The sequence below is a fragment of the Photorhabdus namnaonensis genome, assembly GCF_001684335.1.
Lineage (GTDB): Bacteria > Pseudomonadota > Gammaproteobacteria > Enterobacterales > Enterobacteriaceae > Photorhabdus > Photorhabdus namnaonensis.
This window is the reverse complement of record NZ_LOIC01000061.1, coordinates 1-14,119: the sequence shown is the minus strand read 5'-3', so window position 1 is coordinate 14,119 and position 14,119 is coordinate 1. Positions and strand designations below refer to the sequence as shown.

10 protein-coding genes and 1 pseudogene are annotated in these 14,119 nt (G+C 41.1%); 6 read left to right on the top strand and 5 right to left on the bottom strand.

Annotated elements, in window-relative coordinates:
- The first annotated feature begins 658 nt into the window (after positions 1-658).
- Positions 659-931, top strand: coding sequence for a type II toxin-antitoxin system prevent-host-death family antitoxin (locus tag Phpb_RS10260; protein WP_011147507.1), 273 nt, complete (start codon positions 659-661; stop codon positions 929-931).
- Entirely contained in the window at positions 918-1,265 is a 348-nt protein-coding gene (locus tag Phpb_RS10255) for a hypothetical protein (RefSeq protein WP_011147508.1), read from the top strand. Before Phpb_RS10260 ends, Phpb_RS10255 begins: the two co-directional genes overlap by 14 nt.
- A 115-nt stretch (positions 1,266-1,380) precedes the next feature.
- Here the strand turns inward: Phpb_RS10255 and Phpb_RS27540 are convergent.
- Positions 1,381-1,471 (bottom strand): annotated as a pseudogene (locus Phpb_RS27540) (hypothetical protein); the annotation flags it as partial.
- 264 nt (positions 1,472-1,735) lie between these two features.
- Between Phpb_RS27540 and Phpb_RS10250 the strand changes: the two are divergent.
- The gene (locus Phpb_RS10250) at positions 1,736-2,335 is read left to right on the top strand and encodes a short chain dehydrogenase (protein ID WP_065390248.1); all 600 of its coding nucleotides are present in this window, start codon (positions 1,736-1,738) and stop codon (positions 2,333-2,335) included.
- 177 nt (positions 2,336-2,512) lie between these two features.
- Positions 2,513-3,679, top strand: a complete 1,167-nt coding sequence (locus Phpb_RS10245) for an FAD-dependent oxidoreductase (RefSeq protein ID WP_065390247.1) — start codon at positions 2,513-2,515, stop codon at positions 3,677-3,679.
- Between the two features lie 404 nt (positions 3,680-4,083).
- Here the strand turns inward: Phpb_RS10245 and purL are convergent, their stop codons facing one another.
- Positions 4,084-7,971, bottom strand: a complete 3,888-nt coding sequence (gene purL / locus Phpb_RS10240; RefSeq protein ID WP_065390246.1) for a phosphoribosylformylglycinamidine synthase — start codon at positions 7,969-7,971, stop codon at positions 4,084-4,086.
- Positions 7,972-8,250: 279 nt separating this feature from the next.
- On the opposite strand from purL, the gene mltF reads away from it, so the two are divergent.
- Together mltF and Phpb_RS10230 are read left to right on the top strand one after the other, a co-directional pair.
- Entirely contained in the window at positions 8,251-9,666 is a 1,416-nt protein-coding gene (mltF, locus tag Phpb_RS10235) for a membrane-bound lytic murein transglycosylase MltF (protein ID WP_065390245.1), read from the top strand.
- A gap of 131 nt (positions 9,667-9,797) precedes the next feature.
- Complete coding sequence (locus tag Phpb_RS10230; protein ID WP_065390244.1) at positions 9,798-12,104, top strand: Orn/Lys/Arg family decarboxylase; 2,307 nt, start codon at positions 9,798-9,800, stop codon at positions 12,102-12,104.
- An 11-nt stretch (positions 12,105-12,115) separates the two neighbouring features.
- Here Phpb_RS10230 and tadA read toward each other — a convergent pair whose 3' ends face one another.
- From tadA to Phpb_RS10215, 3 genes are all read right to left on the bottom strand, one after another.
- Entirely contained in the window at positions 12,116-12,625 is a 510-nt protein-coding gene (gene tadA / locus Phpb_RS10225; protein WP_075489445.1) for a tRNA adenosine(34) deaminase TadA, read from the bottom strand.
- Positions 12,626-12,844: 219 nt separating this feature from the next.
- Complete coding sequence (locus Phpb_RS26755; RefSeq protein ID WP_065390242.1) at positions 12,845-13,444, bottom strand: gp53-like domain-containing protein; 600 nt, start codon at positions 13,442-13,444, stop codon at positions 12,845-12,847.
- 266 nt (positions 13,445-13,710) lie between these two features.
- Entirely contained in the window at positions 13,711-14,007 is a 297-nt protein-coding gene (locus Phpb_RS10215; protein WP_065390241.1) for a gp53-like domain-containing protein, read from the bottom strand.
- Positions 14,008-14,119: the final 112 nt, after the last annotated feature.

Genomic DNA, 14,119 nt, shown 5'->3' with positions numbered 1-14,119 from the left:
AACACCTGAGCGATGACGGCGGGATAGTAGTTTTCGCTACTATCCCGCCAGTGAGGATAACGCATGCCCGCTGTTTATCTACAACAGTCAGACATAGGTTGGTGCCTCACTCCACGTGTCGCCCGATGTTTGATAAGGCCCGAAAACGATATCACTGAGTTGGACGGTAGGCACCTTACTCTGGCATCATTCGATGGTTTATGTGGCATCTCTCCACCTAAATGTGGGCCGACATAAGAAGTTGAATGAGCAACTGTGCCAGCTTAATGCAGATCCCATGCCAACATTAAAAAAATAATCATAACCAACTGTTTTTGCTTTAGAAAAAATTAAATGTCTCGTTTCAGCCACCAAACAGCGTCTTTTCCAGTATGAGTAAAATTTATTTTCTGTCGCCAATTAAAGACATCTAAAATTACGCAAACAAAAATAGATTAAAATCAAATAATTAAGTGTCTCTTTTTTGAGACATCCATAACGCATGTTTGTCGGGTAATTGAGACAATAGAACAATTAGGCATCCAAACGCCTAAGAATTCACCGATATAAGGCTTTCACATTTGAATCAGTAATAGTCCATATTTACCCCATATATGGCCTTTATCAGCAAATGATGTATTATTACAGAAGCAACAGAGTTTCTACTCGGAGGACACTTATGTATCAAACCCCAAATTCGCGGATTACGACAGTCTCCGCGTTTAAAAAAGAATTGGCTTCTATGGATGTATCGCAGCCAGTCACAGTAACCCAAAACGGGGAGCCATTATATGTGGTTCAAGATCCGGCTCAGTTTGAAATGCAACAAGAACAAATGGCATTGTTGCGACTGCTGTCTTTTGCTGAAAAAGACATAAAATCTGGACGAATTGTGTCATCTAGTGAACTACGAAATAATTTACGGAAATTAGCAAACGGTGATCATAAATAAAATTGAATATACCCAGACATTTGAAAACCAGCTTCATGAACGTTTTGGCTATTTAACCAGACATATCGGTGCAGAAGCATCTTGGAAAATTCTGGAAACCTTTTTATACAATTTTGAAACTCGTGTTCTTAAATATCCTAAAAGTGCTCCGCTATGTGAGGAAACGGCTGATATTGGGTTAACCAGCCACCATGACTATGTGGATACCAAATTGCAACTGCGAGCAATTTACAAAATAGATGAAGCTAATCATACCGTAATTGCTACACTGTTCCTAAATACACGACAGAGTTTACGCCAAGCACTGATCCAATATTGCCTGCGTAGAGACTGAATTTCTGACATTCCATTAGCCGAAAGGGAGAGCAATTTTCGCTCCCCTTTGTTGTATCAATTGAAAGTATCCTTCACTGTTTAATTTAACAATTCTTGTTTATTAGATTGCAGCACTACCCTAACTGCTTACGAGCATTACGGAAAAGTCGCATCCACGGGCCATCTTCGCTCCACTTTATTTGGACACCATGAATCTCTGACAGTATGTTTTTGATATCTCGTAAAAAATATATTCAAACTTAAATTATTAAGAAAAAATACCCCAAAAGAGTCTTAAAAAGACTCAATTTGAGCTTATTTTGTACAAATCCACCCCGCACTGTTGTTTGATTCAACTATTGGAGTTGTAAATTTCATTTTATGCTCTAGCATTATTAGAGACTTCCACTTATGTCGAGTTAAAAGTAATATTCATTATGCAACGATGTAGTCGAGAAAATTTTATTAATTAGGAAAGGGTAAACAGAAATGAAAGTTATTGTTATTGGAGCAAGCGGTACAATAGGAAAAGCAATCTCGGAAGAATTAGAAAAAAATCACGAAGTCATTCGTGCCGGAAGAAATGGCTTAGACGTTGTAGTTGATATCACTTCCGTTGATAGTATTAAAAGCATGTATGAGAGAATTGGCAAAGTTGATGCTGTAGTCAGTGCAACAGGTAGCGCACATTTTGGATCAGTTTCAAAATTAACTCCAGAGTTAAACGAAATAGCAATAAACAGTAAACTCAAAGGCCAAATTAACTTAGTACTGTTGGGGATGGACTATATTAACGATGGCGGAAGTTTTACTTTAACAACTGGAATTATAATGGACGACCCTATCCTACAAGGGGCATCAGCAGCGATGGCAAATGGTAGTGTTAAGGCATTTGTAAAATCTGCGGCAATTGAAATGCCAAGGGGAATTCGTATAAACAGCGTTAGCCCTAATGTCTTACAGGAATCATTGGATAAATACAGTGAGTTTTTCCCAGGTTTTAATGCTGTTCCTGCTAGCCGTGTAGCACTTGCTTTTAGAAAAAGTGTCGACGGAGCTCAAACCGGACAAAACTACGAAGTTTATTAATTTAGAAAAAAATATTAATATATAGTCCTAAAAGACTTGTATATTTATATTAGTTAGCTATCAAACAGCTAAATTAAGTTAGTTCGTATTCAAACTGCCTGTACCAGTTATTCCCATCAGGATAGGCAGTAAATATTCTATATTTTACAAAGTATACACTACAATAAAGGTACGTTTATGGCTAAAATATATGAGTTAATCGTTATTGGTGGTGGATTGATTGGCCTTTCCACAGCATATAATGCAACATCCTTTTTTGGGGGACACACTGCATTAAACGGAAAAGATGTTCTCGTCCTAGAGCAATCTTCCTTCTTTAATCAATTATCTAGTAGCGCGGAAGCTTCCCGTCAGTTCCGCTTTCAATACGATGATGACTTTATGACCCAAATGGTTATTGATTCTACCCCAGAATGGAAAAGGCTGCAAAAACAAACAGTAACTGAACTTATTTCATATGTTGGCAGCCTTTGGTTTGGAGATCCAACAATCCCAACAACCGAAGGCGGAATTAATTCTACCATTAATACAATGAAAAGAATGGGGATTCCTTATCAATATTTAACCGCAAAAGAAATTGAAGCTTGGTATCAATTTAAAAATATACCTGATAATTATATAGGCTTTTTCCAAGCCAACGGTGGTATTATTAATCTACCTGCAACTTTAAGAACCCTCTATAATGTTTCTCACAATAATGGGGTACATTTTGAAGAATACAATTCAGTAACAAAAATTGAATCAGATGGCTGTAATGAAGTAATTGTAACGACAAATAAAGAGATATATCACGGCAAAAAAATCGTTATGGCCGTTGGTCCATATACCAATAAATTAATCTCGCCTTTGGGTACTACTCTTAATTTAGAAATCTGGGATATGATTTCTGCATATTTTCGCAAAAAAAATCCAGAAATAAATTATCCAACATGGTTTGCATTCCAGAAACCTAATACTAAAAATAGTAACTTATATTATGGGTTCCCTGAAGCACCTTGGAAAAACCCAGGCTACATTAAAGTAGCGCCAGATTATCCATTCAAAATTTATGACAGTCCAGAGCAACGAACACCGCCAACAAAAAGTGATTTTGAAGGTACAAACCTGTGGGTTAAGAACCATATGGAATATCTTGACCCAGAACCCAAATTTACATCTACATGCATGTTAGCAATGCCAAAGGATGACAAACCTTTCTACTTAGATTCGTTACCAGGTCATTCAAATATTATCGTTTATACTTCTGGATGGGGTGCTAAATTCACGCCATTACTTGGCAAAATATGTGCCCAATTAGCTATTAATGGCCATACATTCTATGACGTAACTCCATTTAAAATATGATATTAATATGCATTTTGTGTGACAGAAAATCTTTTACAAGAGTGGTTTCATTTAAACAGACCATGCTGGTTAGCTGATGATTATTATTTAGGATGGTAAATACAATGTTTAAAATAGACTGAATTTCATTTCTTACAGCCTATTTTTACATATATAACCTTAGATATGTTTAAGAACAATCAATTCAGAAGCATGTAAACTCAGATTCGGTTTTTGAGTTAGAAAATGTAGGCAATCAATCCGGTTATCACTTCCAGTAGAAAATTTATTTGGAAATTGAAATAAATAGATAAATGGCTTCAATTGTGATCTCACGTCAGTTACGAAACAAAGAATCACAATGAAGCCAATAAACATTATCAGCCGGAAAAACCGGCTGACACAATTCACTTACACCGCGGTACTTACCCTAACTGCTTACGAGCATTACGGAAAAGTCGCATCCACGGGCCATCTTCTCTCCACTCATTCGGATGCCAAGAGTTATTTACCGTGCGGGATACCCTTTCTGGATGCGGCATCATCACCGTCGCCCGACCATCAAGGCTAGCAACAGCGGTAATACCGTTCACTGAACCATTTGGGTTAGCCGGATAGTTTTCCGTAACCTGACCGTAGTTGTTTACATAACGCAAAGCCACTAACCGGTTGCTTTCAAGCATCTCAAGATGCTGTCTATCACGGAATTCCACTTGCCCTTCCCCATGAGAAACCGCAATCGGCATACGAGAACCTGCCATATCTTGCAAGAATAGTGACGGGCTGTCAGCCACTTCCACTAAACTGAATCGCGCTTCAAAGCGCTCTGAACGGTTACGTACAAAACGCGGCCAATGTTCAGCGCCTGGGATCAACTCCCGCAAGTTAGACATCATCTGGCAACCATTACAAACACCCAACGACAACGTATCAGGTCGTGCAAAGAAAGCGGCAAATTCATCACGAACACGCTCATTGAACAGAATTGATTTCGCCCAACCTTCACCTGCCCCCAATACGTCGCCATACGAGAAGCCGCCACAGGCAACCAATGTCTGGAATTGGCTCAATCCAATACGCCCAGACAACAAATCACTCATATGAACATCAATCGCCTCAAAACCTGCTCGGTGGAACGCCGCGGCCATTTCAACATGAGAGTTAACGCCCTGTTCACGCAGTACAGCCACTTTCGGCCTTACCTGCTGCAAAATGTAAGGCGCTGCAATATCTTCTGAAACATCAAAAGTCAGTTTTACATTCAGTCCTGGGTCCTGATTATCCTGTTTCGCCTGATGCTCCTGATCCGCACACTCCGGGTTATCACGCAGACGCTGCATTTGCCATGTGGTTTCCGCCCACCATAGGCGCAAGGTACTACGATTCTGGCGATACACTTCAGTGTTGCCGCTAAAAATAACAAAATCATCACCTGCTTTGGCTTTACCCAGATAATGTACGCAATCGGCCAGACCCTGTTCTGCCAAAACGCTTTCAACAAATCCTCTATCCGATGCTCGAATCTGAACTACAGCCCCCAACTCTTCTGTAAAGAGCGCAGCCAGAATATCTTCATCAAACACACTGATATCAGCTTCAATGCCACAATGCCCGGCAAAAGCCATTTCAGCCAGCGTGACCAGTAAACCACCATCAGAGCGATCGTGATAAGCCAGTAATTTTTGTTCCGAAATCAGTTGCTGAATCGCATTGAAGAAACCAGCCAATTGTTCAGCACTACGTACATCCGCGGTTTTATTACCCAGTTGACGGTAAACTTGTGCCAATGCGGTACCGCCCAGTGTGTTTTTTCCTTGCCCTAAATCGATTAATAGCAATGCATTATCTTCATCGCTAGAAAGCTCAGGCGTTACTGTACGACGTACATCTTCCACTCTGGCAAAAGCGGTAATCACCAGCGACAAAGGCGCCGTTATCTCACGCTCTTCACCTTGTTCATGCCAGCGGGTTTTCATCGACATGGAATCTTTACCCACCGGAATAGTCAGCCCTAGCGCAGGGCATAACTCCTCGCCCACTGCTTTAACCGCCGCATACAAACCGGCATCCTCGCCAGGATGACCCGCGGCGGACATCCAGTTCGCTGAAAGTTTAACGCGCTTTAAATCCTGAACATAAGCAGAAGCGATATTGGTCAGAGCTTCACCCACAGCCATGCGGGCGGAAGCGGCAAAATCCAGCAACGCGACCGGCGCACGTTCCCCCATAGACATCGCTTCGCCATAATAGCTATCAAGGCTGGCGGTGGTCACAGCGCAGTCCGCAACCGGGATCTGCCACGGCCCCACCATTTGATCACGAGCAACCATGCCAGTGACAGTACGATCGCCTATCGTTATCAGGAAGGTTTTTTCCGCCACCGCCGGCAAATGCATAATGCGCTTAACCGCTTCTGTCAGATCGATATCCCGGCGTTCAAGGCTTTCGCCTCCGGCTTTTAATGTACTGACATTACGCAACATTTTTGGCGTTTTACCTAACAGTACATCCAGAGGCATATCGATTGGTTGGTTATCAAAGTGTTCATCATTAAGCAATAAATGACGTTCTTCTGTTGCTTCACCGATAACAGCATAAGGCGCACGCTCACGCCGACAAATCTCTTCAAACTGCGGAAGTTGTTCCGGCGCAACCGCCAGTACGTAACGCTCCTGTGATTCATTACACCAGACTTCCAGCGGACTCATCCCCGGCTCATCATTAAGAATTTTGCGCAGCTCAAACCGTCCACCGCGACCACCATCACTGACCAGTTCAGGCATGGCATTAGAAAGCCCACCAGCCCCCACATCATGAATAAACAGGATCGGGTTGTTTTCACCTAACTGCCAACAGCGATCGATCACTTCCTGACAACGGCGCTCCATTTCCGGGTTATCCCGTTGAACCGAAGCAAAATCCAGATCAGCGTCGGATTGCCCCGACGCCATAGAAGATGCGGCCCCGCCACCCAAGCCAATGTTCATGGACGGGCCACCGAGCACAATCAATTTTGCGCCAACAGAAATTTCACCCTTTTTGACATGTTCATCTCGGATATTACCCATCCCGCCTGCCAGCATGATCGGCTTGTGATAACCACGTAATTCGCTGCCATTATGGCTGTTGACTTTTTCTTCATAGGTACGGAAATAACCCAACAACGCCGGACGACCAAATTCATTATTAAATGCCGCGCCCCCTAAAGGGCCTTCCATCATGATATCCAAAGCACTAACGATACGTTCCGGTTTACCGAAATCCTCTTCCCACGGCTGTTCAAAACCCGGTATCCGCAGATTAGATACCGAGAATCCCACCAGACCCGCTTTTGGCTTAGCGCCACGCCCGGTCGCCCCTTCGTCACGGATTTCGCCGCCAGAACCTGTCGATGCGCCCGGCCAAGGAGAAATCGCAGTCGGGTGATTATGCGTTTCCACTTTCATCAGAATATGGGCCTGCTCCTGATGGTAATCATATGAACCGTTTTCTGCTCTGGCAAAGAAACGGCCAACAGAAGATCCCTCCATCACAGCAGCGTTATCTTTATAGGCTGACAGGACATAATCGGGTGTCTGCTCATAGGTGTTTTTAATCATTTTGAACAATGATTTTGGCTGTGCCTCACCATCAATAATCCAATCAGCATTAAAGATTTTATGACGGCAATGTTCCGAGTTAGCCTGAGCAAACATATAAAGCTCAACATCTGTTGGATTGCGCCCTAATTTCTGGAAAGCCTCCATCAGATAATCAATTTCATCCGAAGCCAACGCCAATCCAAGCTCCGTATTGGCTTTCTCCAACGCGTTGCGTCCTGCTTGCAGAATATCAATGCGTTTTAACGGAACGGGTTGTTGACGAGAAAACAATTTTTCCGCCTGTTCCAATTGAGTAAAGACCGTTTCCATCATCCGATCATGCAACAGTGATGACAATATTTTCCACTGTGCATCACTCATTTCACCACTTTGGATGTAATAAGCCAGGCCACGCTCCAGACGCACGACCTGGGATAGGCCACAATTGTGAGCAATATCGGTTGCTTTGGAAGACCACGGGGAAATCGTTCCCGGACGAGGCGTTACTAACAGCAATGTACCTTGGGGTTCGTGTTCAGCCAGCGAAGGTCCATATTTTAATAATTGTTGTAACTTTGCTGAATCAACATCACTCAAAGGTGCATTAATCTCTGCAAAATGAACATATTCCGCATAAATATCATTGACCGGAAGTTGCTGTTCTTGGCACACAGAAAGGAGTTTAGTGATGCGAAATGCAGATAAAACAGGTGAACCACGTAGAATTTTCATAGTAATCAATTCTCTCATCTTAGAAGCAAAGCTTAATAGATGCCTAAGGGGAAATGAGTACATTATAGAGGATTGTCATCCATGACGAAACCGTTTGCGTGACGATTATTAAAGCCAATTATCCTATCGCTAGGTCATGAAAATAGTATCAATTAGGTTGCACAGCCAGTTTTTGTTCCGCAAAATGCTCAATCACTGGAAATTTAACCATAGCATTTAACCATAGTAATATAGCGCGTTTCCACATAGCACCACACCGCGTTATGCAGAGATAACATATTGAATAATATAAAAATAAATTATTTCGTTATCATTGTTATCGCTCTTTTTTCTGCCGCCATCATCAGTCTGAACATCAGTTGGCCGAATAAACAGCAGGAGCAGATTAACAGGATCATGACCAGAGGAGAGCTACGGATCAGCACCATTAGCTCACCTCTGATCCATCTTACCGGTAAGAAAGAACCCAATGGATTCGATTATGAACTGGCACAACGCTTTGCTGATTATCTTGGCGTCAAATTGGAAATCAAATTCAGAAAAAATATCAATCAGTTATTCGATGATCTGGAAAATGGCGACGCTGATTTTCTGGCCGCTGGCTTGACCTATCATCAAGAGAGGCTGGCTCAAACCCGCGCAGGTCCGGCTTACTATTCTGTATCCCAACAACTGATTTATCGCAAAGGAACTCCACGCCCCCGCTCTTTTAAAGAGTTAAAAGGTAAACTGCTAGTCGCTTCCGGTTCTGCTCATGCCAGCACATTGAAAAAGCTAAAAACAGATAATTTCCCTGAGCTTGAATGGGAGGAGACACAACAATATAACACTCGCGAACTATTGGAACAGGTATCAGAAGGCAAACTGGATTATACGTTAGGCGATTCGATTAATGTCGCGTTACAGCAACGTACTCACCCTAATCTGGCCGTCGCTTTTGATGTGAGCGAAGATAACCCGCTGACATGGTATTTAAAACGCCTTGACGACTACAGCCTTTACGCTGCCATGCTGGATTTTTTCAGCCAGCTAACGGAAAAAAATGTCATGCCGCGATTGGAGGAGAAATATTTTGGTCACGTCCACTCATTTGATTATTTCGATACACTCTCTTTTCTCAGCGCCATTGATAATATTCTGCCTACCTATCGGTCATTATTTGAAAAATATTCCGGTGATATCAGTTGGCAATTACTCGCTGCCATTGCCTGGCAAGAATCACATTGGGACCCACTGGCAACCTCACCTACAGGTGTGCGTGGCCTGATGATGTTAACCAGCCAGACCGCTAAAGGGTTAGGCGTCGTTGATCGCCTTGATCCAGAGGAGAGTATTAAGGGCGGCGCAATCTATCTGCAAAATCTAATGAAACGATTACCTGAAAATATTCCTAAAGATGAGCGGATCTGGTTTGCACTGGCTGCTTACAATATGGGTTATGGACATATGTTAGATGCCCGTAAACTGACGGCATCACAAAAAGGAAATCCTGATAGCTGGCTTGATGTCAAAAAATGGCTCCCGCTATTAAGTCAGAAAAAATATTATACAAATACCGCCTATGGTTATGCCCGTGGACATGAAGCATATCGCTATATTGAAAATATTCGCCGTTATCAGCTTAGTTTAGTCGGATATTTACAAGCCAAAGAAAATCGAAAAAAACTAATTTCCCAAGAAAACCAACCAAAATAAAAGTAAACAAATATAAGGCCCTAAGGAGTCAATTACAGCCATTATATATCCTCAGTTATATTATGTTTGACAGCTAATCCAACTAACCATACTAAATTCGTCAAGACACTATTTCTCCCAAAGGATAAATCATGATTAATTTAGATATTAATGAACAAAACAAAATTATGGTTGTCAGCAGCCATGTATTTAGTCCGACGACGGCGAATGGTCGTGCTTTTACAGAGTTAATCGAAGCATTAAAAAAGAACAATTTCGCTGTTATCCTGGCTGCGACATTCCAAGATGGCATAGCCACAGTTTCTTCTGATTCTTCACTATGCTGTATTTTTGTTGATTGGACTTCAGGAGATAATAACTACGAATCTCATAAACAAGTCTTAGAATTACTGAAAGAAATACGCAAACACAATACAACCATTCCGGTATTGTTGACCGCGGAATATTCCAGCATCGACACGCTGACACTTGAAGTCATGGGATTGGCAGATGAATTTGTCTGGATGCTTGAAGACACGGCTGGATTTATCGCCTCTCGCGCCAGTTCGCTAATTAAGAAATATTATGCTCAATTATTACCGCCTTTCACTCGTGCATTACTGCAATACACCCAAGAATCACCAGAATATTCCTGGACTGCTCCTGGACATCAAGGCGGCGTTGCACTGACTAAGACAGCGGCAGGAAGAGAATTAATTAATTTCTTTGGGGAAAATTTATTCCGAAGTGATATTGGTATAGAAAGAAAAATACTTGGCTCACTGCTAGATCATACCGGTGCTATTAAAGAATCAGAAGAATATGCCGCAACGATTTTTGGCGCCCATCAAAGCTATTGCGTGCTTAACGGTACTTCAGGTTCTAACCGTATTATCATGGGCGCCGTTATTGGTGAAAAAGAGATTGTTATATGCGATCGCAATTGCCATAAATCTATTGGACAAGGTTTAATCATGACCGGAGCTTTGCCCGTGTATCTTATTCCCCAACGCAACCGCTATGGTATTATTGGCCCCATTCCCAGAGATCAATTTCAACCAGAATATATCCAACAACTCATTAATAAACACCCACTAAAAGAGTGCGCAGTAGACAATAAGCCTGTTTATGCGGTCATCACCAACTGTACTTACGATGGAATATGTTATCACGCAGAACAAGCACAAGATTTACTCGCAAAAAGTGTTGATCAAATTCACTTTGATGAAGCTTGGTTTGCTTATGCTCGTTTTAATCCTATGTATAAACATCGTTACTCAATGCGTGATGACCCAAATGATTTTGACAATAATGGCCCGACAATATTTGCCACTCAATCCACGCATAAGATGTTGGCGGCGCTATCACAATCATCGTATATCCATATCCGCAATGGTAAAAAACCCGTTGAACATTCCCGTTTCAACGAGTCTTATATGATGCACTCCACAACTTCACCGCTATATTCTCTTATCGCCACTAATGAAATTGCAGCGGCCATGATGGATGGTCCGCAGGGGAAAAGATTGATACAAAACGCTATCAATGAAGCCGTAGACTTCCGTCTGACATTAGCAAAAATCCATCATCAATTTAAACAGAAAGATGATTGGTTCTTCTTACCCTGGAATGCCAGAGAAATTATCAGCGCGGATAGCGGTAAATTAATTCCCTTCCATGAAGCAAACAGAGAACAATTGGCAACGGACCCTTCCTGTTGGGTATTAAAAGAGGGAGACAAATGGCATGGATTTACCAATCTATCGGAAGAATGGTGCCTGCTAGACCCAACAAAAGTTGGTATTTTATGCCCAGGCATGAATGACAATGATGAATTGCTGGAAAATGGCATTCCCGCCGAAATTCTTTCCGCTTATCTCAGTCAGCATGATATTGTGCCGGCACGTACCACCGATTTTATTGTTCTTTGCCTGTTCTCTATCGGAGTTACCAAAGGTAAATGGGGAACATTGATCAATGTATTATTGAATTTCAAGAAACACTATGACGCAAATACTTCACTTAAACAATGTTTACCAAAACTCGCGAAGCAATACCCTGAATATTATGAAAATATGGGGCTAAAAGATATTTCGGATAAAATATTTGGGTATATAAAAGAATATGAAATAGATATTGAGCAAAAGAAATCATTTAGCCAATTACCTGAGATAGTGAAACTCCCCCGACAAGCACACCTTGATCATATGGGAGGCCGTACTGAGCATCTACCACTTAATGAACTGGCAGGGCGCATATCGGCTGTTAGTATCATTCCTTATCCACCAGGTATACCAATCATCCTACCGGGAGAACGTTTTGGTGATCAACATGCCCCCCGGTTACAATATATTCGCCAGATAGGTGAATGGAATAACAAGTTCCCAGGCTTTGAAAAAATCCTGGAAGGTGCGGAAATGATAAACGGCGAGTACCATATATGGGTACTAAAAGAGTGAATCAAGAATGCCTATTGATTTTCTTCCTGCTGTTTTCCGGCGGCTTTTAATGCTTTATGTTGTTGCCGACGTTGTTTGAAAAAAGCGCTCAACATCGTCGAACATTCCTCAGCAAGCACGCCGCCGGTAATATCAATTTGATGATTCATGCCAGGATGGCGCAATATATCAACCAAAGAACCTACGGCGCCAGTTTTCATATCACTGGCGCCATAAACCAGTCGCTGTATTCGGCTATGTATCATAGCACCGGCGCACATAGTGCAAGGTTCAAGCGTGACGTATAAGGTGGTATTTATCAGACGATAATTTCGTAACTGCTCTCCTCCTTCACGTAACGCAATAATTTCAGCATGAGCGGTAGGATCATGCGCGATAATAGACTGATTCCAACCTTCCGAGATGATTTTATTATCAGCGACCAATATAGCGCCAACAGGTATTTCCCCCTGCTCCCACGCCTTTATTGCCCGTTCAATAGCCTGCTGCATCCAATATTCATCACTATATATTTCAGTCACTGCGGTATCCCATTTGATTACATCAGGGACAATTATAACGATTTGTTTTACCTGTTTTCCAGATATATTTACTTATCATTCCACTGAAAATATATCGGAGACTATTTTATCTACTTTCTGTCACTGTAATATCGCCAAAATCAATTCACACAATGTATTTTAAAATAAAACAAATAAAGCCGAAATAAATTCGGCTTGTTTTTATTTTTCAATTGTTAATTAATAGCCGATTGCGAAATAATCTCCATATACATAAGTATCATTAGCAGATAACCTGATTGCACTGCCATAAGCATTAATCGTTCGCGCAGCAACCCAAGAATTAAAACTATCCAATGAGTCAGGATGAGCTGACGCCGACATCGGAAAGATCCAATCGCCTATAGGTGTCATAAAAACATGGAGAAATTTATGTTTAAAAGCTGTTGGTAAAATTACCTTATTCAGCTTCAATGGAGTAAAATTATGCCTTCCCCATTGGAGTATTAATCCGCCCGGCAGTTGTTGATAACCATTAGGTGATAAACTACCGGGGAATTTTTTGTTCACGTGACACTCTAATGAATCAGTAAAAGTCTTGTTAAGGGTTGCCAAATCACCATTATCCAAAACATCCCTTCCACACTGCGTGGACATAAAATTAGCCACAACAGAGGCTATTGTTGATGATTGACGTAATGCTTTATTTAATTCATGAGTCGTAATACCTTCCGGAGGAAACCCAGTTTTTAAATTCTGACTTTCTTCGTATCTTTCTTGACTGACTACATTGGCGTTATTACCAATAGAAAACGCTTTAAAATCATTCTTATTACTCATTCATACCCCCTATAAAATAATAAACATTATTGATTTAAATCTTATTCACATCGAATTTTACAAACACAAAAATAACATAAAAATATAAACAACCAACAAATCGATTTTAACAACCATATTATTAAATAAAATATTGATTTAATTAATTCATATGAACACAAATAATTTCATTCAAAAAAAACATACAGATAATTTTAAATTCTTAGTATTTACCTTAAGTAATAAACCGAAACAAGCTCGGCTTATTATCCATTTTAAGATATTAACTAAAAACCGATTGCAAGATATTGCCCAACTATAATACTACCAGAAGATAATGTGTATTCAATTCCATTATAAATAAAAGCTTTCCCAGCGACCCAAGCATTAAAACTATTCAATGTTCCATTAGGTGCCGCTCCCATCGGAAACGTTGCACCACCAGTATCTGTCATAAAGATACTCAAACAACCATTAATAAAAGGTGTCGGTAAAATTACCGTATTTTCAACTAACGGCGTAAATTTATGTCTTCCCCATTGGAGTATCAATCCACCCGGTAAATATTGATAACCGTTAGACAATAAACGGCCAGGGAACTGTTTGTCTATAAATAAGATTTCATAATAGTGCTACACTCATTTTTTGTCTTCCTGGTTTTTGCTGTGATGAAAACGATGCCAAAAAGGCATCAAC